The organism is Streptomyces paromomycinus (assembly GCF_003865155.1).
Classification (GTDB): Bacteria; Actinomycetota; Actinomycetes; order Streptomycetales; family Streptomycetaceae; genus Streptomyces; species Streptomyces chrestomyceticus.
This window is the reverse complement of sequence record NZ_BHZD01000001.1, coordinates 624,353-648,125: the sequence shown is the minus strand read 5'-3', so window position 1 is coordinate 648,125 and position 23,773 is coordinate 624,353. Positions and strand designations below refer to the sequence as shown.

Below are 23,773 nucleotides of genomic sequence, written 5' to 3'. Positions count from 1 at the left end.
CGCGGGCGGCCGTACGCCTCGGCACCGTCTGTGGCCCCGGACCGAGCCGAGACCGCGTGGCAGCGCCGTGCCGCCTGCCGCGGCCAGGACCCCGACCTGTTCTTCCCCAAAGGCTGGGGCGCGCTTTACCACGCTCAGATCGAGCGGGCCATGGCCATCTGTGACGGGTGCCCGGTCCGCGCCGCCTGCCTGTCCGCGGCCCTGACCATGGAACACGGCAAAAGCATCGCCGAGCGCGCCGGGATCTGGGGCGGTGCCACCGCCCTGGAGCGCCACCGGATGGCGCCTTCCGTCGGGCTCCCGGCACCGCAGACCACCGCCTCCGAGCGCCGCACAGAGGTCGCGCACTTCGCCGCGTACCATCTGGCCGAAAACGAGATCGCCGACCGGCTCGGCCTTACCCGCGGCTACGTCCACAGCCTCCTACGGGTGATACAGGGGCCGACGGTATGAGCCCGCGAGACCACGGCTATGCCCGGTACAAGCTCGACGGCTGCCGCTGCTACGTGTGCGGCTTCGCCGTCGCCCAGTGGCGCGACGCCCGCGAACAGGCCGTACGCCGGGGCCAGTGGCAACCGTACGTCGATGCCGCACCGGTCCGCGCACACCTGCGCCGGCTGCAGGCGTGCGGCCTGGGCCTGCGCCGCATCGCCCAGGCCGCCGGGGTGGACCGCAAGCGGCTGCAGGCCGTCCTGCACGGCCGTCCCGAACGCGGCACCCCACCGCAGCGGCAGGTACGCCCCGGCCTCGCCCAAGCCGTTCTGGCCATCGAACCCACCGAGGACCTCCTCGGACCGGCCACCGTCATCGACGCCACCGGCACCCGGCGGCGCCTGCAGGCCCTGGTCGCCGCTGGATGGCCGCAGGCCCGTCTCGCCGCTCGCCTGGGCATGGCCCGGGGCTGCGTCAGCGCCCTGATGGCCCGCGAACGGGTGTGCGTGCGCACGGTCCGGGCGGTCAAGGCCCTGTACGACACACTGTGGTGCGCCGATCCGCGTCGGCACGGCGTCGATGCCCAGGCATACAGCCGCGCCCGCAACCAGGCCCGCAGCCGATACTGGGCACCGGTGGGGGCCTGGGACGACGACACCCTTGACGACCCCGCAGCCGTTCCCGACACCGGGGCCGCAAACGAACCGACCCGTATGGAGCGGACCGCCGCCCGCCACGACGAGATCGTGCACCTGGCCTCGTTCGGCCTGTCCGCGCTCGAAGTAGGAGCGCGGCTCGGTGTGTCCTCCACCACCGTAGGCACCGTTCTCCGCGCCGAGCGCGCCGAACATGTCGGCCACCGCCGGGCACGGTCCGACGCGCGGCCCCGGCCCCCGCCCCGGGGCACCGCGCCCGGCGCCGCGCCGGACCGCGACTACGCCTGAGCTCTCGCATCTCTGCGAAGGAAGACGGCCGTGGGCATTCGCCTGTTCATCGAGGTGCTCGATCACGCACCCGACAGCCTGACCTGGCGCGAGCGCCACGCGCTGAGCGTGCTCGCCGAATGCGCCAACGACGCCACCCGTGAGTGCTGGCCCGGCATCGAGGACGATCCGCAGCTGGTGCGACGCATGCGGGTGACCGGGCGCTCCGGTCGCTACGCCGTGCTCCGGGCGCTGCGCGAGAAGAAGGTCCTGCAGACGGTGGTGGCGGGACACCGGGGGCAGCGCGCGGTGTATCGCATCGCAGAACTCGCCCCGGTCGCGGGTGCGGAGCCCCCGGACGCCTGGGGAGCGAAAGCGTGCGGAGACCGCGCATCCTGTGGTGCGGAAAGGAACCGGGAACAGCCACGGAAGGGTCCGGAACCTCCGGACCCTCCGGGGGAAGAAGTGTCCCGGCTCTGGGGACACTTCGGGGAAGGAAGGGTCCGGGATCGGCCTCCGAAGCGTCCGGAGATTTCGGATGCTAGGGACGAGGAAGCGTCCGGAAACCCCGGACCCAAAGGCGCAGAAAGGGTCCGGCAACAACGCCGGGAGGGTCCGGATATCACGGACCCCTTCCCCTCATATGTCACCAGCCGACCAGCTGGCCGGACCGGCCTCGCCTACGGCATTCCCGAAGCGGCACGCCCTCTCGTCGAAGGCCTCACCGCTGCCGGTGTCACCGTCCGCTGGCCCTTCCGCGGCGACGGGTGGTTCCCCGTCCTCGCTCTGATCAGCAAGACCGGCATCCCAGCCATGGTCGAACACGCCGTGAAGGCCGCCGCTCGGGCCCCGGTCGACTCCGCCCGCTACTTCCTGCCCGGCTGGGCCGAACTGCCGCCTCTCCCGGCCGGACCGCACCCTGCGGCGCCCGGCACGGCGGCCGCCCCTCCGCCGCACTGCGGCGCCCTCGACTGCCACCCCGAGACCCGCCTGCGCGAAGTCCAGACCGACGACGGCCTCCCCGTCCTCACCCCCTGCCCGCTGTGCCACCCGTGCGCCCAAGGAGCCCAATCATGACCGCACGCCACGACGAACCACCGCCCGACCACCGCGGCCTCCCGGCCGCTTCCGACGCCCCGTGCGACATCGAAGCCGAACAGGCCGTGCTCGGCGGCATGCTGCTCGCGACCACCGGCATCAACGACGCCGAACGGGTCCTCAGCAGCGGCCCGGCCTTCTACTGGCCACGCCACGAGACCATCTACCGGGCCATCCTCACCCTGCACGGAGCCCCCGACACCCGCCCCGACCCCATCACCGTCGCCGATCACCTCAAGCGCAGCGGAGACCTGGAGAAGATCGGCGGCGCCTCCTACCTGCACCACTGCGTGCAGATGATCCCCACTGCGGCCAACACCGAGTGGTACGCCGCCATCGTCCAGCGCCTGTACCGGCTGCGTCGCCTCGTCGCGGCCGGCCTTGACGCCGCGGCCGCCGCCCGTACGGCCCAGGCCGAGCCCGAGGCGATCCTCGACCGGACGCTGGCGACCCTGCAGACGCTGTGCGCCGACGCTGCCGGCGGCGCTGCACCGGATCTGTCCGTCGCCGGGACCTGGCCTGCCTTCGTCGACGAACTCAGCGCCGGCCACGACCCCGAGGCCCTGGACTCCCCATGGACGGACCTCAACACCACCGTCCAGTTCAAACCCCGCGAACTGACCGTCATCGGCGCGGCCACCGGCGCCTACAAGTCGCTGACTGGCATGAACCTGGCCGCACACGTTGCACTGCGCCGTGGCCGCCCGGTGCTGTTCGCCTCGATGGAGATGGCCCGCAAGGAACTCCTGGCCCGCCTCACGGCAGCCGAGGCCGGCGTCAAGCTCGGCCACCTGGTCCGGCGCCGGCTCACCGAGGACGACTGGAAACGTATCGCGCAGGTGTCGGACCGGCTGCAGCACGCCACGAACTTCGTCCTGGACGACTCGGCCGCCCTGACAGTAGCGAAAATCCGCGCCCGTGTGCGCTGGATGACCACCCAGGACATGGCGCCCGGCCTCGTCGTCGTCGACTACGTGCAACTGGTCACCCCCGAGGCCACGCCGCAGGGTGAGGCCAACCGCACCCAGGAAGTCGCCCGGATCTCCCGCGGCCTCAAGCTCATCGCCGACGAGTTCGCCGTCCCCGTGATCGCCCTGGCCCAGCTCAACCGCGGCAGCACCGGGCGCAAGCCACTCATCACCGACTTCAAGGACTCCTCCCAGATCGAGCAGGACGCCTCCGTGATCCTGCTGCTCTACCGCAAGCCGACGACGGCTCTCGGTTCCGCCGCCAGGCCGGCCGCCGACACGGTCGGCCTGATCGTCGGCAAGAACCGCAACGGCCGGCAGGGCCAGGAAATCACCCTCCACGTCCAAGGCGAGTTCGCCCGGCTCCGCTGCCTGGCCCCCGCCCCCGGGACGCCTGGCGACCGGGCCTGACCGTGCACGATACCGACCCCCTCCCGTCAAGGAGCGGCCCATGACCACCTCCAGCAGCGTGCGCCCCAGCACCCTGACCGGCTTCGTGTCCACCACCCGCCCCGAGCTGGTGCGCGACGACGAGGGCACCGCCGTCGAACTGCGCTTCCGTCTGGGCATCCGGGTGTATGACGCGGCCTGCCGCTACCGGCGCACCGAGTTTTACGCCATCGTCCTGCGCGACGAGCACAGTGACATCGCCCTCGCCTACCAGCACGCCCTGCATCCCGGCACCCGCCTGCATCTGCACGGGGACTGGCGTCAGCGCGACGACGGCACCGACGGCGACGCAACGGACGAGTTCGTGGTGCGCCGCCTGTACACCGAACTCGCCGTGCCGCCCGGGGCCTGGCCGGGCCGGGTGGCCGCGCGGCGGGAGACGTGGTGATCGCAACGAGGGTGACGCACGCGCGGTTCGTTGCCCGGCGTGGCGTCAGCCGTCTCGTTGCCGCAGTGGCCGAGGCGCTGGGAGCCGGGGGACGGACAGCCCCGTCCTCGGCCCCACCGGTTCTGGCCGAGCCCCCGACCGTGCGTGGTAGCGACGCCGCCGCAGGGCACGCTGGGCAGGAGCCAGGGGCGGCCCCACCCGACCCGATGCGCGTCCTCCTGACGCGGCTGATCACCGATGGGGCACACCACGCCCGGTGCGCCGAGCACGGTCGCGAACGGCAGCGCCCCGCTGAATGCATCGCCGTGCAGCAGGGATTCGCCGCAGGGTGCTGCCTGGCCGCCAGCTACGTCGCGGACCTGGTCGTCAGCGGACAACTGCGGTCGCGTGGCGGCCATCGGGTGCCGGACGCCGACGAAGACGCCGCCGTGCGGGTGGCCGACGGACTCGCTGATACGCCGCAGGGACGGGCGCGTCAGATAGTGGACGCCATCTATGGGGGCGGGCTGGAACGCGCAGTAGGGGAGAGCCGGTGAAGAAGCTGGACGCGCAGCCGGTCACCGGTATCGGAACCCGGGGCAGTGTCGGCACGGCCGCTACGATGCCCCGGCCGAACCCTCCCGTACGATTGCCCTACCGCCCCCACGGCGGCCTCCCGTCGTGAACGCCGGGGCATCAGCGGCCGCCAAGGCCGCGGCGATCCGGGCGGCCGGGCGCGGCCGGTGGTGGCAGCGCGTCCTGCACGCTCTCGGCTTCCGGACGCAGGCCGCCGTCCGGGCGGCCGCCGCGGCCGCCCGCTGGGAGGCCGGCGCCGAGGGGGAGCGGCGCACCGCCCGCCTGCTGGCACCCCTGACGCACGACGGCTGGTGGTGCTTCGCGGACCGGGCGATACCAGGGGCCGGGCAGGCGAATGCCGACCACGTCCTGGTCGCCCCCTGCGGCTGTGTCTGCCTCGTCGACTCCAAGCTGTGGCACCGCCGCGCTTCCGTTTACGCGGCTGGAGGGCGACTGATGCACGGCAGAGACAACCGCGACCGGCACGTCGATCGGGCTCAGTTCGAGGGACGGTGCATCGGTCAGGCCGTGAAGTGCCCCGTAGCGGTGCTGATCGCGGTACACAACGCCCCCGTCGAGGCTGGTGGATTCACCCTGCGCGGCGTCCTGGTCCTGCCCGCTGAACACCTGGCCGAGGCGCTGCGCCACATCTGCGGGCAGCCGGACCCGGCGCGGGCTCGGCGGGTCGCCGCAGCCGTCGACACGCTGTTGCCTCCGTACCTGCCGGTTGATTTCAGGGCTCGGAAGTGTCGATGAGACATAGGAACACTGCCGACCCAGGAGCTGTGCCGATGGGCCCTGAGATAGCGGGTCGCGTCCGTTGTGACGGTGATGCTCGGGCGTGTTCCGGACGTGGTGGTGGGGTGGGGGGCAGTGCCCCACCCCGGCAGGTCAGTTGCCTTCGTGGGCGGTGAGGTTGTTCAGGGTTTCGTATGACGCGTCCTCGCCGGGATAGAGGACCTGGACATTCAGCGGCAGGGGCGAGCCCGGGTCGATGGTCTGGTTGGGGTTGGTGTTCTGGAGGACCACCGTGCCGTCGCTTCCGTCCTTGGCGACGTGGTAGGTCTTGTTGAACACCTGCTTCCAGTCCGGATCGACGGTAGTGTTCGCGGGTACGTCGAAGCTGATGGTCCACAGGGATACGCGGGTCCGCTTCGCCTGCACGGTCAGGGTGTAGGAGTAGATGAACTGGGGTTGGTCCCACTGCTTGCGCCAGTGGCTGACGAAGTGCGGAGTGACGTGCAGGTTCGGATCCTTGGCCATGAAGTGCACGGTCGCGGGCTGGGAGGTCCGGTCGGCTTTGTGGGCCACGGCCTGCACGGTGTGGGGCTCTTCGGACCAAGGGGGTGACGGGGTGTAGGTCCACGTCCCGGTGCCGGTGCTCAGGGTGGCGTCGCCGAGCGGCTCGCCGGCCTCCGAGAGGCTGACCTTGTCCACGCCGTCGGCCATCGTTCCGCTGATCACCTGGTCGGTGTCGACCGTGGTCCCGTCCTTGGGGGCCGTGATGACCGGGGGCGCGACGGCGACGGTGAAGTGCACGGTCGCGGGGGCCGAGTCCCGCTTGCCGATATAGGCCACGGCCTGAACGGTGTGGTCACCCTCCGGCCAGGGCCGGCCCGGCCGGAACTCCCAGGTGGTCGGGGTCACGAGGGCGGCCGGGCCGAGCAGCTGGGGCCGGCCGCCGAGCAGCTCGAAGACCTTGACCGTGTCGATCCCTTCCCCGTCGGTCACGGTGCCCTTGATCGCCTGGCTCGGGTCGAGGTGCTGCGCCCGGTCCTGCGGTTCCGCGATCACCGGTGGGTCGAGCGGGGTGATTTTGGCGATGACGCCGGCGGCGTTCATTACTTCGAGGTTGTCCACGGGCAGCGGCGTCCGGCTGAGCCGTTGCGATGTGCCGATCTGGCTCGGAGTGATCGGGTGGTCCCTGGTCGACGCGGTGAGGTCCAGGGCGTTGGCGTTGCCCTTGGAGTCGATGGCGTAGAACACGCCGTCCTCGCTGAAGAAGACGGCGGAGTACGACTTGCGTCCGCCGCTGGAGCTCTGTTCTGCCGGTGGGAAGACCTGCTGCTTGAGGGTCTGTTTCATAAGTGTCTGGGTGCGGTCGATGAGGAGCAGGTCGCCGTTGTCGCCTTCCACCGCATAGAGGCGGCCGTCCTCGGGGTGGTAGGCCCAGTCGTCCCAGCGTCCACTGCCCGGGGGGTGGCCGGGCGTCGCCTGGTGGCCGGCCAGGTCGATGTCGTACGAGGCGGTGTTCGGGTCCGGGCAGATGAACAGGGACTTCTTGTCGGGTGTGACGTCGCCGCCGTACCAGGTGGTGTCCGGCAGGTCCTGGATGGCCTGGGTGGTAGGTGTGCCGCCCTTCACCGGGTCGATGGTGACGAGGTTGTGCCGGCTCATCGCGTACAGCAGGCCGTCTCGCTCGCCCATGGCGGTGTAGCCGACGGAGAAGGCTGGTACCTGGCTGACCAGTTCGATGCCCCAAGTGTTGGGGTCGAAGCGGTAGATCTGGGTGTTCGTCCTGCCCACTGCGAGATGTACGTACTGACCGGCCATGCCGGCCCACCCCCTTCGCTGTGGTGGAAGCCCGTCCGGGGCACGAGGGTGGCCACGCTTCCTTCGTCTGAGGGGCGGGGCAAGGCCGCAAAGCTGCCAAGGTCACGTGGAGGCGGGCTCCTGGCCCTGGGCCCGGCCCTACCGTCGTGGAATGCGGTCCGGTTGCCCGGGTGAGCCTGCTACTGCTTTGGCTGATGCGGGCATCCCGAATTCCGGCCCAGCTGTCGACAGCGTCTTCGGCGACGGGGGCCGGCGTTACCGTCCGGCCAGCCACTACCGCGCCCCTTCGTACGCGTACACAGTGACCCAGGTGATCTGCAGTTCGGCGCTGCTGCCAGGTGCCGCGTACGGGCCGTCCAGTGCGGACTCGTTCTGCAGGACCCACGTCAGCGGCTGCGTCGGCACGCCATCGGTGCTGAGCCCGATCAGCCTGCCGTCCAAGTAGAACCGCACCGCTTCCGGTGTCCATTCCAGGGAGACGGTGTGCCAGGCGGTCCAGCGGGCTTCGGTGGGGAAGGCGTCCTGTTCCTCACCGTTGCAGGGGTGGTGGAAGGCGGCGAGGGTGTCGGTCCAGTTCTGCTCGGGGTAGTCGATCTCGCAGCCGTCACCGTGATGCAGCCAGGCGCTTTTGTAGCCGGGTGTGGCGTGGGTGACGCGCAGGCGGGCGGAGAACTTGCCATAGGCCTGGTGCATCGCCGCCTTGGGCACGATCGCGGCCGCGTGCACGGGGCCGCCGTCGGGCGGGCGCCACATGCGGATGCGCATCCGGCCGTCGCCGTCGGCGGCCGGGCCGACGCTGACTGTGTCCTCGGGGTGGTAGCGGCCGCCCACGGACCGGCCGTCGTTTCCGTCGGCGCCCGAGGCGGCCGTGTCGGACCAGCCGGTGGGGTAGGCCCACCAGTCGGCACGGTACTTTCCGCGCAGGCCGTCGCAGAAGGCATCAGGCTGCCCGGCCTGGTGGTCGCAGTCGGAGAACGCGCCGAGCGGCACGGTGTCCCCATTGAAGTTCTCGGCGAAGGTCTGCCGGAAGGAGCCGCAGTCACCGCGTGGCACGTTGGTGTTGACAGTGTGGCAGGCGTCGTCGGAGGGGGCGGTCTGCGAGGCATGTCCGGGCGGGGCCGGCAGCATCATGCTCACCAGCAGGGTGGAGGCCGTCACGAGTGCCCTGTGGAGTAGACGGTGCATGCGGATCATTCCCTTCGCGCGGCGAGCGGGAGGGGCACTGATCCGTTCGCCGCCTGAATGCTTGGTTACGAAGTCGTTGCCGGTGCCGAATCCTGCCGGGTCCGGCCGTCGGCCCATCGGCGTTCATAAGCGATTGACGGGATCGGCGCGCATCCGACTCTTTACGCCCAGCTCCGAACCATGGCTCGACGGCGCAGCCTCATGGGGTCGGCCGGAACGAAGCCCCGGTGCCGCACATCTGGCGGATTCTAGGGATCGTCGCAACACGTAGTCGTGTTGTTCAGGCCGCGAGTAGTTTATGCAGGCGCTCGGCTGGGGTTTCCCAGTCGAGCGTTTTGCGTGGGCGGCCGTTGAGCTGGGCGGCGACGGCGTCGAGGTGCTCGCGGGTGTGGACGGACAGGTCGGTTCCTTTAGGGAAGTACTGGCGGAGCAGGCCGTTGGTGTTTTCGTTCGAGCCGCGCTGCCAGGGGCTGGCCGGGTCGCAGAAATAGACGGGGACGTTCGTGGCGAGGGTGAAGCTGCGATGGGCGGCCATCTCTGCGCCCTGGTCCCAGGTCAGGGACCGCTTCAGGTGCTGGGGGAGCCTTTGCGCGGTCTCCGTCAGGGCAGCGCGGACGCTGGCTGCGGTGTGGTCGGCGGGCAGGTGCAGGAGCATCACGTAGCGGGTGCTGCGTTCGACGAGGGTGCCGATCGCCGAGCCGCTGTCCTTGCCGATGATCAGGCCGCCTTCCCAGTGGCCGGGCACGGCCCGGTCGTCCGCTTCGGCGGGCCGCTCACTGATCATGACCATGGGATCGGTGAAGCGGGGCTGGCGGCAGTTGGCCTGGCGGTGCGGCCTGCGGCGGGCACGTCCGCTGCGCAGCGCGCCCGCCACCTCCCGTCGGAGGTGGCCGCGTCCTTGCACGTAGAGCGCCTGGTAGACCGTTTCGTGGACCACGTGCATCTCCGGCCGGTGGGGGAACTGTCTGCGCAGAGCGTGACAGATCTGTTCCGGGCTCCACCGCTGGTCCAGGCCCGCCTGGACGGCGTCCCGCAGTTCGGAATTCTGGCTGATCTTCCGCGGTTTCGGCCGTGGCCTGCGGCCATCGGCGCGGGCCTGGGCGGCGAACGGCCGGTAGTGCCACTGCTTGCGGGTGCCGTCGGTGCGGTTGCGCCGGATCTCCCGGCTGACGGTGGAAGGGCTGCGGCCCAGTTCGGCGGCTATCGACCGGATGGACGCCTTCTCCCGGAGCCGGTCAGCGATGTGGATGCGCTCACGCTCTGACAGAAAGCGCGAGCGCACTTCCACGGCTGCGGCTGCGGCTGCGGGCACCCGGTCCTGGAGAACGGGTGCCCGCCTGGTGTGGACGCGCTCCTGGTCGGGGCGGCGCGTCGCCTGGGCCGCCGGCGGTCTGAGCCGCTGAGGATCCCACCGGCCATTGCGCCATTCACGTCCGGTGCGCTCGTTCACACCGACCGCCGCGGACGCTTCCTTGCTGGTGTATCCCGCATTCACGAGCCGGAAGTATTCCGCCCGCTCAGCGGTGAGCTTCCTGCGCCCCTGAGCCGAGCGGACCTTACGGACCTCGAAGTCCATCGCACCCCTTGAACTGGAGTGTTGCAACGACCACTAGAACCCAAGACAACCTGCGGCACCGGAGCTTCCGTCTTCGCCCATACAGCCCTCACGGCTTCCCCCTCGGAGGCGGACACCTTCGGCGCGGTACGATCTTGAAGGTGTCCTGGTGAGCGGAGTACACCACCTCGACATCCTCACCAGCCGCCCGCAGCTTCGCGACCAGAGCGTCCAAGGCCGGCAGCGAACGCGAATTCCCGGCAGGCAGCTCACGTGCTTCGGTGCCAACGTTCATGACGTCACCACCTCGGCCAGTTTCCGCAGGCGCGCCGCATGCTCCTCCATGCCCTTGGCCACCGAGGACGCCAACGACGCATCCAGCTGCACGACGTCACTGTCCTCAGCTATCTCTAGAGACAGAGACACCCGGCGGTCGCTCTCCTGGTCCGCGAACGGCCACTGGACGAGCCGCACAATGAGCACCCGTTCCTGGTCCGAAGAAGATGAGGGCACTGACAAGGCTGTCGGCGCGCTCTCGTGCACCACATCGTCGAGGAGCGCGTCGGACGCGTCTTCGTGGGCCGTTACGCACCATGGCGGGCACTCGATCACTACCTGCTGGTCGCGGACGCGCACAGTCGAGCGGCGGGGGACCGGCGGGCACGGTTCCGGCGGGAGGGAAATGCTCATCGGGGGATACTCCCTTCTGAACTTGTGGTGGTGTGCTGCTGGTTGGAGGAGCGCCGCCCGCAGGCCGTTGGCCGACTGGCGGCGCGCCCACGGCCGCTCCCCCTTGGGGCCACGTACTCGGGCCTGACCGTGCGAAATGCCGGAAATGATCAGTGGTGTCAGCCGAGAAAGTCGCTTGCGAGGCTGATCGATCCATCGCTGCAGTAGGGCGTGGAAAAGACCGGCATTGGTCAGGCAGTTGTGTGCGGCGTGCAGGCGAGCCGGGGTGGCGGCGCGTACGTGACGCCGTAGAGGTACGGCTCGATGCCCTGGTGCGACCATGTCGCTTCTCCAATAGCCTGTATAGGAGAGGTTGCGCTTCCTGTTCTGGTGTGTCAATGAGGTGGAATCGCCCGAGCCTCAACTCGTTTGTACAGGAGAGGTGTTGGCAGTTGGTTGGACAGGTACGGTGTCCACCACGCGTAGCGGCTGAGGGAGGAATCTTGACGAATCGAGCGCGTCCGAGGAAGCCGCGCTACCAAGAGATCGCGGACGAACTGCGCGCGGAGATCGAGACCGGCGTCTATGACGGCGGCAAGCGTCTTCCCAGCGAAGCGGGACTGATGCAGCGGTTCGGTGCTGCTCGTGGCACCGTGCGCGACGCGGTCGCCGTACTGCAGGCCGAAGACCTGACCGAAGCGAAGAAGGGATCGGGCGTTTACCTTCGTACCTTCGAACGCATCCGCCGAGATGCGGCTCAGCGTCTGGCGAGGAGCAACTGGGGCGCGGGGCGTGCCATCTGGGACTCAGACCTCAAAGGGCGTCGTCGCCACGAAGATGTAGAGGTGGAGGAGGTGGAAGCCCCCGAACACATCATGGCCGTGTTCGGTATGCGGCCCGGCAGTCGCGTCTGGAGGCGAAGCCGACTGCATCGCACCGAAGGGCGTTTCGTTCAACAGTCCACCTCCTATCTTCCTGCTGACCTCGTCGCTGGTACGGCCATCACCCGGCCTGACACCGGCGCCGGCGGTACGTATGCGCGGTTGGCCGACATCGGGCACGCGCCCATCCGCTTCCGTGAAGAGATCAGGAGTCGGCTGCCGCTGTCTCACGAGGCAAAGGTGCTCGGAGTCACCATGAGCACACCGGTGATGCTCATTGCTCGCACAGCGTTCGACATAGACGGTCAACCGGTCGAGGTGAACGAGATGATGTTGGACTCCAACAGCTATGTCCTGGAGTACAACTTCAATTCTTGACCTGAAACATTACAAGGGCCCTGCCTGTTCGCGGCGGGGCCACTTTTTTGCAACGCAGGATGTTCAGTAGAGATGGATGGCTACGGCCAGCCGTATGCGCTAACTTGTCCAGAACAAGCATTGGCTCGCATGGCAGTTCCATCGCGTAGCTCGGAGCTGCCTCGGTGGCAGCACACTCGCTGCCCGGACGGTTGATGGGGTGACTGTCACCCCTGCTGGTCTTTTGATCGACCACCACCGTCACCATCAGTATCCGAAGATACACGCGATGCGTGGAAGGCCCCCTCATGATCGAGCTTCCGGGCCCGCCTGGTGGCGCCATCAACACGTTCCTCACACAGAGCTGTTGCATCTGACGCCACGAACTCCCGTCTGCCGCCTGCGGCGTTCTCCGCTGGCCGGTGACGTCCGGCAGATGTGGTAGGCGGCGGCCGGGACCGGGCGCCCGTGCCACGTGTGTCTGCTCTGCTGTCAGTTTCACCAGAAGGTGTTTGATGAACTCCTCGAAACGGTCTCTGACCTTTGAACAGGCGCTTGCCGAAGGCAGGAAGGTCGGTGCACGCCGCGCTGACGACCCGGTGCTGATGGCGCTGTTCTGCGCCGAGACCTTGCAGTACGTCGTCGGTGCGGTGTCCCCGCAGCTCGTGTGGGAGGGGGCACAGGCGCAAGGCCTGCGAACCAAGGACCTCGTGCGTCTGTGCGCCACCGATGTTCTCGCCGTCAGTGCCCTGATGTGGGCCGAGACGGGAGGTGCCTGATGCGCCCCGCCGCCTGGCCCGCTCTGATACTGGCGGGGGTCCTGTGCGTGACGTGTCCCGCCTTGCCGGCCGCAGTGCTCGCCATCGCGTCGTGGGTCCTGTTCACGCCGCTGGCCGCTGCAGCCGCGCTGGCGGTGACGCTCATGTGGATCGCCGTCCGGCCCGAGGGCGAACGGAGGATGGCGCGATGACCCGGCGGAACCCTCGGAAGGTCCTCTTCGTCGAAGTCGGGCTCCTGGCTGTCAGCGGCGCGCTCGCAGCTGCCCTCGCTGCCCGGCTCCTCGAACGTGGCGTGGGCACTGCGGTCGTAGCCGCCGTTGTCTGCTGCACGCTCACCGTCGGTCTGTCGCTGGCCGCTCAGTTCGACCAGGGCATGCGCACCACGCTGTACACGTGCCCGGTCAGTGGCTGTGCCGTTTCCGTACGCGTGCGTGGTGCCAGCCCCGAGGCGCTCTGTCGGCTCCGAGCTCTGGCGACGGACCACAGTCGGCATGGAGCCACCTGATGATTCCGCGGGCCCGAGCCTGGACTGAGCAGCGTGGCCCACTGCTCGGCCGACGGCGGCGGCTTCAGCGGCGTTGGCCGGGCGGCTGCTGGGTGTGCTCGCGCACGCGGGCCGTGGGCCTGCCCACTCTCAGCTCTCCGCTGGATGTCGGCTGCGAAGGGCACGACCAGCGAGTCGCCGATCGCTCGTTCCCTGGTGCGGTTCCAGAAGAGCGCTGCGGCCGGGGCCACTGGGGTCGCCTCTCGCCTCGCGACCGGAGGACTGATGTGAAGTGAACTTCCCGGAGCTGCTGCGCTGGTTCGGCGAGCACGCTTCCGTGACCGTCGGAGGCGCAGGGGCGTGCGTCCTGGTGGCGATTGTGCTCGCGCGTCGCTGTCGGGCAAGTGCTCCTGGCCCCGACCGGCCCCGGCCGCCCGCTGCCGTCCTGGTGACCGCACTCGCCGCGGCCGGCTGCACCGCTTACAGCGCCGACACCTCGTGGCGCTTCGCCGAACACGTGCTGGGCATGGTCGCGCTGGAAGAGCGGGCAACGCTGTTCGGCGCCGCTGAGCTGGCGCTGTTCGCGGTGGCCCTGATGGCCCGACAGAACCTTCGGGAGAAGGGGATGCCGGGTACGCCGGGCGTGCTCGTGTGGGTCATCACCGGCGTGCAGATCATTCCGGCGTTCGCGGAATCCGGGTTCTGGGGCGGCATCGTCCGCGCCTTTGTCGGCCCGGTCATGGCGGCCTGGCTGTGGCACCTGGCCATGGGCATCGAGCTGCGTCACCGACAGCCCGATGCCGAGTCCCAGTCGCTGCCGAGCGTGCTGTGGCGCGAGGGCCGTAAGCGGCTGCTGTCTCGCATCGGGCTGGCGGTACGCGACCGTACGGCTGAGCAGATCACTCGCGACCGGTGGACCGTCAAGGCTGTCAGCCTTGCCACCCGCCTCGCCGAGATGTCGGCCGACGACAAGCAGCGGGAGAGGGTCGCGCGCAAGCTGTCACTGGCCGTCGGCCGCGCGCAGGCCGGCGCGCACCCGGAGCAGAAGCAGATGTTGCTGCAGCTGCTGGCCGCGCGTCGGCATGCCCGGTCGCTAGTGCTGTGACCGGGAAGGTTTGCCGGGTTGTCGGTTGTGCTAGTCGGGTGTGAGGACGCCGACTGGCATGGGAGGCGGGTATGGCTTTACCGGTCAAGGTCCGCAGGCTGACTGAGCAGGAAGGACAGAAGCTCCAGCACGTCGTTCGGCGGGGCAGCACGAACTCGGTGCGATTTCGGCGGGCGATGATGCTCCTGGCCTCGGCCGGCGGCAGCACGGTCCCAGTGATCGCGCACCTGGTCCAGGCGGACGAGGACACCGTCCGTGACGTGATCCACCGCTTCAACGAGATCGGGCTCGCATGCCTGGACCCTCAGTGGACGGGAGGCCGTCCCCGCCTGCTGAGCGGTGACGACGAGGACTTCGTCGTCCGGACGGCCGCCACCCGCCCCACTGTGCTGGGCAAGCCCTTCACCCGCTGGTCGATCCGCAAACTCGCCGATCACCTGCGCCGCGACGCCGCCAGGCCCGTCCGGATCGGCCGGGAGACACTGCGCTGCCTGCTGGCCCGCCGGGGGATCTCCTTCCAGCGCACCAAGACCTGGAAGGAGTCCCCGGACCCGACGTTCGACGCCAAGCTGGAACACATCGAGTACGCGCTCAATGAGCGCGCGGACCGCACGTTCGCGTTCGACGAGTTCGGGCCGCTGGGCATCCGCCCCACTGCCGGCTCCTGCTGGGCCGGACGCGGCAGGCCCGAGCGGCTGCCGGCCACGTTCCGCCGCACCCACGGCATCACCTACTTCCACGGCTGCTACTCGGTCGGCGACGACAAACTGTGGGGCGTCAACCGCAAGCGCAAAGGCATCGACCACACCTGGGCCGCCCTGCGGTCGATCCGCGCGGCCCGCCCCGACGGCGCCCCGGTCTACGTGATCCTCGACAACCTCTCCGCCCACCTGAACTGGCGCATCCGCAGGTGGGCAGCCCGCAAGAACGTCGAGCTGTGCTTCACCCCGACCTATGCGTCGTGGGCCAACCCCATCGAGGCCCACTTCGGGCCCCTGCGGCAGTTCACCCTCGCCAACTCCGACCATCCAAACCACACCGTCCAGACCAGAGCCCTGCACGCCTACCTGCGCTGGCGCAACCAGCACACCCGTCACCCCGACATCCTCGCCGCCCAACGACGCGAACGCGCCCGCATCCGCAGCGAAAAAGGCGTCCGCTGGGGCGGCAGACCATCGCCTGCCGCGACCTGACCACCAACCCGGCAAACCTTCCCGGTCACAGCACTAGCCACAGTGGAACTGCCCTCACCGTGGACGCCGGAGGCGGACATGTCCGACCGGCCTCGATCGCCGGCCGCTGTCGCCCACCGTGCACTCGTTGGAATGCACCCGATGGATGCCATTCGCAAGGTCGCGGATACGCATCCGGATCTGGCCCCCGCCGAGCTGGCGAGTCTGCTCATCGAGCACGGCGTCGTTGTCTCCGCGACCTTGGTCGAGATCGCTCTGCGCAGCACTGCCGCCGTACGACCACGTGGCCTGGAATGCGCATCCGCTGCTGATCAGCCGCGGTCGCGTGTAGAAGCTCGCTGGGTGCCGGACGGCCGTACGGGTGCGGATACCTGCGACGAGCCGGATGCGGGGGCCGACGCCATCCTGCTGCAGGGTGCCCTCCGCGTTGATCAAGCCGCCCGGGCTGAGACCGGACGCCCGGCCTCCCTACGTCGCCTGCAGACCGAGTTGCGCATCGGACAGAAGCGGGCGCAGCGAATGCAGCGACTGCTGCACGCCCCAGTGGAGTCGGCCGAGGAAGTCCCCACACGGACCACCGACTCCATCCGCAACTAATCGGCGCGCGGCTTCTGGTCGCGCGCACATCGTGGAGACAACCAATGGACACCACCACGACAGGGCCGCCGAGCTCGGACGAACTCATCGACTGGCTCACCGCCCGACTGGATCACTTCGGTCCCGACCAGCGCATCACCCCGTTGACCCTCAAGGCCGCACACCCGGGCCTGACCTGGACGCGCGCCAGGAACGCCCTCTATGAGCTGTATTCCAGTGGTCTGCTGCACCGGACGGGCCGCGGCAGCGTCTACGCGCTCCGTCCCGACCTCCCTGTCAGCGGTACTGGCCACCTCTGGCTGCGCCTGAGCAATCGCGCTGGCGCCGCAGTCGAGGTGGTCGCGGCCGTGCCCCGGCCGGCCAGCCCGTACCAAGCCGGAACGACGCGGGTGCGCTGGGTCTGCCACGGCTGCGCCCGGGAAGAGGCTGACGCGGGTTTCGGCGCCGCCGCGGAACAGGCCGAGCATCATGCGGCCGGCTGCCGCGGCGAGGACTTGTCGGATGTGGCCGGGTAGCGAGAGCCAGGTCATGGACGAGGACGTCAGGGACTTCGGGAAGACGCGGCGGCAGCGCCGCACCGTCCGGATCGCGGCTCACTGGCAGTACAAGATCAGGTCGGGCGCGGGGGAGCGTGAGCGTGCCCTGGTTCGGTGGGACTGGCTGCGCACCGAGGTCTCCCGTCTGCCGTACGAGCGCCGGGAGGCCGCCTGGAGCACGGTCTCCGCAGCCCTGGACCGGTGCCGACGACAGATCGCGGGGCGGTGACGCACGGTGAAGTACCCAGCCATGTACCCACCGACCGACGTCTGCGTACCCGGTTCCCAACGTCAGCCGTCGCGACGCGCGCGGGTGCGCGTCGCGCGCGAGGCCGCGCCGACGGGCCGTAACTGCGAGCGTGAGAAGGGAGGGCGTCATGCCTGGACTGGAAGCGGGGATCAGCGTGACGGTGGGTGTGGTCGCGCTCCTGGTCGCCGGCCTCCTGCACTTCGTCGGCGGCCGGGTGTGGCCGCGTATCACCGTCGTGCTGATCGTCGTCGGGATGATGTCGATCGTGGGGACCCCGGTGGGGGAGATGCTGCGCCGCTGGGTGCGTACCGCCGACGGGTGGCTGTCCGGTGTGCTCACGACGTGGTTGGGAACGGCGGTCACGGGACTGATCGGGATCGCCGTGGCGGTCGTCCTCGGGCTGGATGTGTGGAAGAAGCACATCGGCACGCGCACCCTGGGCTGCGCGGTGGCCCTGCCGGTTGCCGGGGCCACGATCCCCGGCCCCGCCGGCGCGGTCGTGATGGGCCTCTGCGGGGCCCTGGCGAGCGTGGTCGGCGGCGGCGGACAGTGGATGTTCGGGGGCTGACATGATCCTGCTGCTGATCTTGATCATGGCGTTCTCCTTCGGCGCCGCGCAGGGGGCGCAGGCCGCGCGACGCGAGATGGGCGACCACTACCGCCAAAAGAAGGTTCAGAACGCCGACCGGAACGCGGCAGCGATCGGGGAAGCGGGCGGCGTGTCCCTGGGGGCCCTCGCTTCGACGACGGCGCATTCGCTGGGCCTGGCCGCCCGCGGCTTCAACAAGGGCTGGCGGCGCGGCTGGCCGAAGGGCCGGGAGTGGGTGCTCGACCGTACAAACCGGCGCAGTGTTCGGCCGTACGCAGACCGCGACGCCGGTCTCGTACGGCCGAAGAAGCCGTACGAGGTGACGACCGCATCCGCTCCGGACCCACTGCCGAAGAAAACCTCCGCGAAGACCGGTCCGGTCAGGTCTGGTTCCCGTGCGGATGACGACAACCTGCCCGTGAGGGCAACCGAGTCTGACAACAAGGGAGTACGCACCATGCCGATCACTACGACCACCGCGGAGGCCACCAACCACACCGCGCTGCTGACCGCGCTCGATGCCATCATCCACGAGGCCGCGGCGAACCACGACGACGCCTCGGCCGACCTGGCCCGCTCCAACCAGGAGGTCACCAACGTCGAAGCGCTGGCCGCCGGGCTGGCCAGCGAGGAGATCGCCCTGGACCCCGAGTCCGTGGGCCAGGTGCAGGCCCTGGTCGAACCGTTCCAGCAGCGGGCGATGGCAGCCGAGCAGCGGCTGGCCTCCTGCGAGGCGCTCAAGGCGCAGGCCGAACAGGCCAAGCAGATCGTCGTCGCCAAGCACCAGATGATGAAGGAAGCCCACGACTCGAACCCCGACGCCGCGCAGAAGGCGTATTACCAGGGCGATTGATGTCTTGCGGGCCGGCCGTTCCTGGCGGGCGGCCGCCGCTGGATGACGCTGCACGGAAGCCGATCGGATGCTGCTCACCGTCACGAAGGCACGGACCGACCGACACCAGGGCAAGGTGCTGGTGTCGCGCCGCAGCGTGTCCGCCACCGGGCTGTGCCGGGCGGGCCGTTCAACACGGGCGTTGGTGCGCCTCGGCATCAAGTACCGGAAGCGCCTGGCGCCTCTGTACGCGACGGCCGGCCTGACCGGCCTGGGCGGGGTCCTGGCAGTCAGCCGGGGTGGGGCGCCGACGGCCGCCGTGCTGTCCGCTGCCGGGGCCGCAGCACTCGCCTGGCGGCTCCGGCGCCGCGCCGCCCGTAAGCGGGCGGCCACGCCCCGCGTCCTGCTTTGGTACCTCGCCACGACTGGCGGCGCGGCGGCGCTGCTGATGACGATGGCACTGATAGGCCCGCTCACCCCGCCCGTGCCGGGGCTGACCCTGCTGTGGTTCCTCGCGGTCGCCGGTCCGTACTGGTGGCGTCGCCGGATCCGTCCCATCGCACCGCTCCAGGAGACCGAGCGGGCGCAGGTGTGGGCCGAGCGCATCGCCGCACCGGGGAAGGCGCTGCCCGGCTCGGTGCTGGCCGAGGTGCAGGATCTCGTCAACGGATACGGCTGGAAGGCCACGATCGAGCTGCCGGCCGGGGACCTGACCGCCGAGCAGGCCATCGGTGCCGCGGCGCGGGTGGCCAGCGCCTACCGGGTGCCGCTGGCATCCGTCGTCATCGAGCGGATGCCCGACGGTGCCGAGGACCACGCCGCGCTGACCGTCTACACCGTTAATCCGCTCCAGCGAGTCCATCCTTGGCCCGGCCCCCAGGTCCTGAACGAGACGACCGGAGTCGCGCAGATCGGGGTGTACGCCGATGGCACCCCAGTGCGGTACCGGTTCTGGCGCGCCGGCTCCGGCCCCGTCCATGACTTGATCTCCGGCGACACCGACAGCGGTAAGTCACGCCTGCTGGACGCGTTGCTGGCTACGGAGAAGCACGCGGCGCTGATCCACTCCTGGGTCATCGACCCGCAGGGTGGTCAGTCCCTGCCTGACTGGCAGGACGACGTCGGCTGGTTCGCCGACTCCGTCGAGGAAGGCCTTCTCCTGCTGATGGCCGCGGTGCGGGTCATGTACCAGCGCTCCGCTGTCCTCTCCCGGACCGAGTGGACCGACGAGTACGGCACCACGCGGCGCGGCTTCAAAGGCTTCACCCCAGGCTTGCTCGGCATGCCCTTGCTGTCGATCACCATCGACGAGGCGCACGCCGTGTTGCGTAACCCGATCGCGGTCCTGCTGTGCCAGGAGATCGCGAAGATGGGCCGCAAATGCGGGGTACGGCTGCGACTGGTCACGCAGATGCCGCTGCTCGACCAGCTGGGCAACTCGCACGTCCTGCGGGCGCAGGTCGCCGCCGGAAACGTGATCGTGTTGCGGACCTCGATGGCCATCTCCGGGCAGGTCGCCTTCCAGTCGGCGTTCCCCGTGTACCCCCACAAGCTGCCGCGCGAATGGGGCGACGGCTCCTCCACCTCGGGCTTGGGCTACGCCCTTGGCCCCTCGGCGCGCCCGTCGGTGATGCGAACTCTGTTCTTGGCCGACCCGCTGCGGTGGGCGCGGTCCGGGACCGAGACGTCGCTGGAGCAGTCGGCTGTCACCGCGGCCGGGAAACCGTTCGCAACCTGGCGTCGGCGGCGCGAAGAACGCTGGCAGATGCCTGTCGATGCGCCCGCCTTCGCCCTGGAGGACGGGGACGAGTCCGGTGGCCCGACCCTGCCGCAGACGCCCGCCGGCCAGGAGGCCGCGGCGCGGGCGGGCACCTGCAAGCAGGCCATCCTTGATCACCTCATCGGCCTGAACGGCGCCTTCGCGTACACCGGCGCGATCGCCCGGGCGCTGGACGTGCCGTTGCAGACCGCGTCGTCGGCCCTGGCCCGGTTGGCGGACGAGGGCGCTGTCACCAAGGTGGCGCGCGGTACGTGGGTCGTCGAGCACAGCGCGCACGATGAAGAGGAAGACGAGACGGTGTCCGCCGCCTGACGCCGGTAGGTGAACCACAAGGGCTTCGTCCGAGCAGACCTCGGGCCCGTCGTCTGACGGCTGCCTGTGGCCCCGGGGGCCCGGGACCGCGGGGAGCTGGCCAATCGGCCGCCCCACTCGTTCCCAGGAGATCGTTATGCGATGCGTTCACTCGCACATGCCGACCGACAGTCACCGTAGGCCCGCGCAGGACGCTGAACTGGCGCGGTTGCGCGAGCAATCCGCGGATCGGGAGGTCACCTGTCCGGCGGGCGCGTACACCGTCGAGGTGGAACTGGAGTGTCCTGCCAGCGCGGTCCCCGACGTGAAGGAGAGCGTCACCCGCCTTGGCGACCGGGCGGTGACGGTCGTCGCCCCTTGCGTGCTCCTGCGCTTCGGCGCCGTCCCCGGCCGCCTGGCCCGTCGGAACGACGTCAGTGCGCTGTCGACGACGATCGCCCCGCTGCCTGACCCTGTCACCGGTGCGGGGCCCGCCGTCACCGGGCCCCGCCCTCCACCTCTCCGGAGATCGCACCATGACCGATCCGACACCCCTCACTTCACAGCAGCGCACCACCGTCGAGCGACTTCTCGGTGAGGCGTTCCCCAACTCCGCGCCGTACGCTCCGACCGCGCCGCCAGCGCCGGTCCCGTCCGGCTACACGATCCGCCAGACGCACCGCATCGGCCCCGACGGTGGCACGGAGACGGTGTATGAGGTCGTCCCTCTCCCGGCGCCGTCACCGGCACTGCCGTCTTCCTCCCAGTCGCGCCCGAAACGGCGGTGTCTGCCCGACTGGCTGCTCACTCATCCCCGGTGCGTCGTCGCCGGAGCAGCTGTTGTCGCCGGCGGTATCGTCGGCATCGTCTGGGCGCCGCAGATCGTGGCAGGCGCCACCGCCGTCGGAGCAGTCCTTGCCGTCGGCTTCAAGCTCTTGGTGGCCCTTGCGGTGATCGGCGGCGTCGTGGCCGTGTGCACACCGCCGGGCCGTCGGCGCACGGGCACTTTTCGGGGCACCGTGCGCGGCACGTGGGAAGAGGACTGATCGACGTTCAGTTCCCACGGCTCCTGTACAGCGACGGGTCTGGCGCTTACGAGCCGCTCGGCGGCTCAGACCAGGGGCCGGCGGGCGGGCGTGCCGGGAGCTTCGCACCGGGGCGGCGCATGTACCAGCGTATGAACTCGCGCACGACGCGGGCGCGGGGGCTGCGGCCGGTGGGGTGGGCGGCCTTCGTCGCCGCCTCGAAGGGGATCCACTCGTCGTCGGGGACACGGATCTGGCGCGGCTTGTCGTAAGTGCCCTCGGTGTCGTCGGTCATGGGGGGAAGGTAGTGGATCGTAGCTACGAGCAGCAAGGTCATCTGCGTGTATCTGTAGCTACGAAATCTCCCCCGAGGAGATTGTCTTGTAGCTACGAAGGCGCTATATTTGTAGCTACAAAAACATGGCAGTCCGAATAGAGAAAATGCTTCGCTGCCAGGTACGTCACGAGGCGCACTACGACCTCACTCGCATCCCGCGTCCGGCCATGAGGGGGCTTCCATGTCCGATGAGGCGCTGTTCCGCTCCGCCGACCTGATCGAACCGGGTGACCTGGTGCTCTACCACGGGTCGATCCCCACTCACCACGGCCTGTGGATCGCCTTGCCGTGCCGGTGCGGCAACTGCGCGGCGTTCGACCAACTGGGCTTCCCCATGATCCGGTTTGCACTCGCTGACCCCTGGGGGGAACTGCCTGGGCCGCACCACGTGCGCCGAACTTCCCTCACCCGCTCCGCCGCTTGCGGCTGAGCCGTGACAGTACGCCGAACGCACTGTCAGGCCGCCCCCGCGCATCCTGGGCGGGCGCGGCCGACTCCGACGAACGTCAGCCCAGTCGTCAAGGAGATCGTCATGGGCTACGACATGTACATTGAACACCCGGCGGAGAACGAGGAAGCCGCCTACCAGGCCGCCAGCGCCGCCTTCCACGCCGCCGTGTGCGACCGCGACGCCCTGCGCCTGCTGAACGGCCATGCCAACTACACGGCCGCGCAGGGCCGGGTGGAGGAGACGTATGCCGCGATGGAAGCGGTGCACACGTCCTACTTCCGCCTGAACATCTGGGGCATGAGCGAGGCCTGTTCCGTCATGGAGGCCCTGGGCATGCTCACTCACCTGGCCCCGCCGCCCACACCCGACCCTCAGGACTACGGGACGACGGCGGACGAACTGTGGGACTACGGTCCGGATGACGAGGACGCCCCGGAGACGGTCCGTGCCTTCCACGCGGCCACCCAGGTGGTCGTGGACCTTCCGCGCAACACCCCACCGGCATCCCGGCCTACAAGTTCTCCAGCAACGACGGCTGGCTCGTCACCCCTGCTGAAATCGACGCGGCTCTGGGATGGTGGGCCGTTGCGCACCGGAAGGTCCAAAGGGAAATCACCACCCGGCTCGACTGGTGGCCCGAGTGGATTCGGTACCTCCGGCGCGCCCGCGACGGCGGCGGCTTCCGTGTCTGGTAGCCCGGCTCCGGCCGTCGCTCGGTCGCTCACGCGCTCCTACGCAGGTTTCGGCGGCACCTGATGGAAGCCACCTTCACTGAAGCGGCCTTTACCGTACTGCTCGCCTGTGAGCTCAGCGCGCCCCTCAGGGATGCGCTGGAGCGCGCGGTCTACAACCCGGCGCACCACACCTGGCAGGTGCGGGTGAGTGCTGCGCAAGAGCAGCAACTGGTCCTTCTGCTGCGGCGCGGTAGCGCTCGCCAGGCAGATCGGGAGGCAGTGTCCACAACGCCCGCGAACTCGTCACCGAGCGACCTGCTGCCCAGCCTCCCCGAGGACGAATTGAGGCGCGGCGGTGGCGCGTGGGTCAGCCAGCTCCCCGCCCCTTGGCGCTACGTCGGCGTCTGGGGCGGAAACGGCTGGGAGCTCGGGAGCTGGCCGTATCAGATCTTGGTGCACTGCGACCTGCCTCTGCGAGGGGTGTACGGCCTCGCCACCTACGTCGCGGGCGAAACGGCCGTGGAGGTATTCGCCAGCCGCGAGGAACGCGACGTTGCCACTGACCGGATCGCCGTCCGGTGGTGGACCGACAACGGTAACGGGCCCGAGGGCCTCACTTCCGATACGTACCCGGTCCCGGCCCTCTACCGTGGCCCGTACAGCCGCTGGCGTGCCGTGTCGTCGTACAACTCCGTCGTGGGGGAGCCGTGTACGGACCATGCGTCCGCGCTCCTCGACCAGGCTCGGGACGACGAGGACGTCAGCGGAGATGCCATGCGCTGGGTCCCCGACGGTTGATCCCACCGAGCGGTCCGGGGCTGGGTGCGCGCTCCGCC

General features: G+C 69.6%; 26 protein-coding genes. 21 read left to right on the top strand and 5 right to left on the bottom strand.

The window, feature by feature from the left end:
- The first annotated feature begins 30 nt into the window (after positions 1-30).
- The 7 genes from OEIGOIKO_RS02505 (at position 31) to OEIGOIKO_RS02475 (ending at position 5,570) form a co-directional block, all read left to right on the top strand.
- A complete protein-coding gene (locus tag OEIGOIKO_RS02505; protein ID WP_246177156.1) occupies positions 31-453 on the top strand; it encodes a WhiB family transcriptional regulator in 423 nt (140 codons plus the stop codon).
- A complete protein-coding gene (locus OEIGOIKO_RS02500) occupies positions 450-1,376 on the top strand; it encodes a hypothetical protein (RefSeq protein ID WP_125051409.1) in 927 nt (308 codons plus the stop codon). The genes OEIGOIKO_RS02505 and OEIGOIKO_RS02500 overlap by 4 nt, the downstream gene beginning before the upstream one ends.
- A gap of 792 nt (positions 1,377-2,168) precedes the next feature.
- Positions 2,169-2,432, top strand: coding sequence for a hypothetical protein (locus OEIGOIKO_RS02495; RefSeq protein ID WP_125051407.1), 264 nt, complete (start codon positions 2,169-2,171; stop codon positions 2,430-2,432).
- Positions 2,429-3,832: a replicative DNA helicase gene (locus OEIGOIKO_RS02490; RefSeq protein ID WP_125051405.1), complete on the top strand. Its 1,404-nt coding sequence runs from the start codon at positions 2,429-2,431 to the stop codon at positions 3,830-3,832. Before OEIGOIKO_RS02495 ends, OEIGOIKO_RS02490 begins: the two co-directional genes overlap by 4 nt.
- A 40-nt stretch (positions 3,833-3,872) precedes the next feature.
- On the top strand, positions 3,873-4,259 hold the full coding sequence (locus tag OEIGOIKO_RS02485) for a hypothetical protein (RefSeq protein ID WP_125051403.1): 387 nt from the start codon (positions 3,873-3,875) through the stop codon (positions 4,257-4,259).
- 140 nt (positions 4,260-4,399) lie between these two features.
- Positions 4,400-4,795 carry a hypothetical protein gene (locus OEIGOIKO_RS02480; protein WP_125051401.1) on the top strand — a complete coding sequence of 132 codons (396 nt, stop codon included), beginning with the start codon at positions 4,400-4,402 and terminating at the stop codon, positions 4,793-4,795.
- A gap of 124 nt (positions 4,796-4,919) precedes the next feature.
- Positions 4,920-5,570, top strand: coding sequence for a nuclease-related domain-containing protein (locus OEIGOIKO_RS02475; protein WP_170251504.1), 651 nt, complete (start codon positions 4,920-4,922; stop codon positions 5,568-5,570).
- Between the two features lie 135 nt (positions 5,571-5,705).
- Here the strand turns inward: OEIGOIKO_RS02475 and OEIGOIKO_RS02470 are convergent, their stop codons facing one another.
- The 4 genes from OEIGOIKO_RS02470 to OEIGOIKO_RS02450 form a co-directional block, all read right to left on the bottom strand.
- Positions 5,706-7,367: a hypothetical protein gene (locus OEIGOIKO_RS02470; protein WP_125051397.1), complete on the bottom strand. Its 1,662-nt coding sequence runs from the start codon at positions 7,365-7,367 to the stop codon at positions 5,706-5,708.
- A gap of 273 nt (positions 7,368-7,640) precedes the next feature.
- Positions 7,641-8,552 (bottom strand): glycoside hydrolase family 16 protein, encoded by a 912-nt coding sequence (locus OEIGOIKO_RS02465; protein ID WP_246177154.1) that lies wholly within the window; start codon positions 8,550-8,552, stop codon positions 7,641-7,643.
- 280 nt (positions 8,553-8,832) lie between these two features.
- The gene (locus OEIGOIKO_RS02460) at positions 8,833-10,128 is read right to left on the bottom strand and encodes an IS30 family transposase (protein ID WP_125051393.1); all 1,296 of its coding nucleotides are present in this window, start codon (positions 10,126-10,128) and stop codon (positions 8,833-8,835) included.
- A gap of 270 nt (positions 10,129-10,398) precedes the next feature.
- The gene (locus tag OEIGOIKO_RS02450) at positions 10,399-10,797 is read right to left on the bottom strand and encodes a DUF6907 domain-containing protein (protein ID WP_125051389.1); all 399 of its coding nucleotides are present in this window, start codon (positions 10,795-10,797) and stop codon (positions 10,399-10,401) included.
- 482 nt (positions 10,798-11,279) lie between these two features.
- Between OEIGOIKO_RS02450 and OEIGOIKO_RS02445 the strand changes: the two genes are divergently transcribed.
- The 11 genes from OEIGOIKO_RS02445 to OEIGOIKO_RS02395 all read left to right on the top strand — a co-directional run bounded on the left by OEIGOIKO_RS02445 (position 11,280) and on the right by OEIGOIKO_RS02395 (position 21,496).
- On the top strand, positions 11,280-12,035 hold the full coding sequence (locus OEIGOIKO_RS02445) for a GntR family transcriptional regulator (protein ID WP_246177153.1): 756 nt from the start codon (positions 11,280-11,282) through the stop codon (positions 12,033-12,035).
- A 494-nt stretch (positions 12,036-12,529) separates the two neighbouring features.
- Entirely contained in the window at positions 12,530-12,793 is a 264-nt protein-coding gene (locus OEIGOIKO_RS02440) for a hypothetical protein (protein ID WP_125051385.1), read from the top strand.
- Between the two features lie 776 nt (positions 12,794-13,569).
- The gene (locus OEIGOIKO_RS02435; protein WP_125051383.1) at positions 13,570-14,382 is read left to right on the top strand and encodes a hypothetical protein; all 813 of its coding nucleotides are present in this window, start codon (positions 13,570-13,572) and stop codon (positions 14,380-14,382) included.
- A 71-nt stretch (positions 14,383-14,453) separates the two neighbouring features.
- Positions 14,454-15,575, top strand: coding sequence for an IS630 family transposase (locus OEIGOIKO_RS02430; protein ID WP_125051381.1), 1,122 nt, complete (start codon positions 14,454-14,456; stop codon positions 15,573-15,575).
- 141 nt (positions 15,576-15,716) lie between these two features.
- The gene (locus OEIGOIKO_RS02425) at positions 15,717-16,172 is read left to right on the top strand and encodes a hypothetical protein (RefSeq protein ID WP_125051379.1); all 456 of its coding nucleotides are present in this window, start codon (positions 15,717-15,719) and stop codon (positions 16,170-16,172) included.
- Positions 16,173-16,216: 44 nt separating this feature from the next.
- Positions 16,217-16,687 (top strand): hypothetical protein, encoded by a 471-nt coding sequence (locus OEIGOIKO_RS02420; RefSeq protein ID WP_125051377.1) that lies wholly within the window; start codon positions 16,217-16,219, stop codon positions 16,685-16,687.
- Positions 16,674-16,937 carry a hypothetical protein gene (locus OEIGOIKO_RS02415; protein ID WP_125051375.1) on the top strand — a complete coding sequence of 88 codons (264 nt, stop codon included), beginning with the start codon at positions 16,674-16,676 and terminating at the stop codon, positions 16,935-16,937. The genes OEIGOIKO_RS02420 and OEIGOIKO_RS02415 overlap by 14 nt, the downstream gene beginning before the upstream one ends.
- Positions 16,938-17,085: 148 nt before the next feature.
- On the top strand, positions 17,086-17,526 hold the full coding sequence (locus OEIGOIKO_RS02410) for a hypothetical protein (protein WP_125051373.1): 441 nt from the start codon (positions 17,086-17,088) through the stop codon (positions 17,524-17,526).
- A gap of 1 nt (position 17,527) precedes the next feature.
- Positions 17,528-18,400: a hypothetical protein gene (locus tag OEIGOIKO_RS02405; RefSeq protein WP_125051371.1), complete on the top strand. Its 873-nt coding sequence runs from the start codon at positions 17,528-17,530 to the stop codon at positions 18,398-18,400.
- 67 nt (positions 18,401-18,467) lie between these two features.
- The gene (locus tag OEIGOIKO_RS02400; protein ID WP_125051369.1) at positions 18,468-20,471 is read left to right on the top strand and encodes an FtsK/SpoIIIE domain-containing protein; all 2,004 of its coding nucleotides are present in this window, start codon (positions 18,468-18,470) and stop codon (positions 20,469-20,471) included.
- 515 nt (positions 20,472-20,986) lie between these two features.
- The gene (locus OEIGOIKO_RS02395) at positions 20,987-21,496 is read left to right on the top strand and encodes a hypothetical protein (RefSeq protein WP_125051367.1); all 510 of its coding nucleotides are present in this window, start codon (positions 20,987-20,989) and stop codon (positions 21,494-21,496) included.
- 46 nt (positions 21,497-21,542) lie between these two features.
- Here the strand turns inward: OEIGOIKO_RS02395 and OEIGOIKO_RS02390 are convergent, their stop codons facing one another.
- On the bottom strand, positions 21,543-21,770 hold the full coding sequence (locus OEIGOIKO_RS02390) for a hypothetical protein (RefSeq protein WP_125051365.1): 228 nt from the start codon (positions 21,768-21,770) through the stop codon (positions 21,543-21,545).
- 223 nt (positions 21,771-21,993) lie between these two features.
- On the opposite strand from OEIGOIKO_RS02390, the gene OEIGOIKO_RS02385 reads away from it, so the two are divergent.
- The 3 genes from OEIGOIKO_RS02385 to OEIGOIKO_RS02375 all read left to right on the top strand — a co-directional run bounded on the left by OEIGOIKO_RS02385 (position 21,994) and on the right by OEIGOIKO_RS02375 (position 23,735).
- Positions 21,994-22,242 carry a hypothetical protein gene (locus OEIGOIKO_RS02385; protein ID WP_125051363.1) on the top strand — a complete coding sequence of 83 codons (249 nt, stop codon included), beginning with the start codon at positions 21,994-21,996 and terminating at the stop codon, positions 22,240-22,242.
- A gap of 102 nt (positions 22,243-22,344) precedes the next feature.
- Positions 22,345-23,019 carry a hypothetical protein gene (locus tag OEIGOIKO_RS02380; RefSeq protein WP_125051361.1) on the top strand — a complete coding sequence of 225 codons (675 nt, stop codon included), beginning with the start codon at positions 22,345-22,347 and terminating at the stop codon, positions 23,017-23,019.
- Positions 23,019-23,735 carry a hypothetical protein gene (locus OEIGOIKO_RS02375; RefSeq protein ID WP_125051359.1) on the top strand — a complete coding sequence of 239 codons (717 nt, stop codon included), beginning with the start codon at positions 23,019-23,021 and terminating at the stop codon, positions 23,733-23,735. The genes OEIGOIKO_RS02380 and OEIGOIKO_RS02375 overlap by 1 nt, the downstream gene beginning before the upstream one ends.
- The last annotated feature ends 38 nt before the right edge of the window (positions 23,736-23,773 follow it).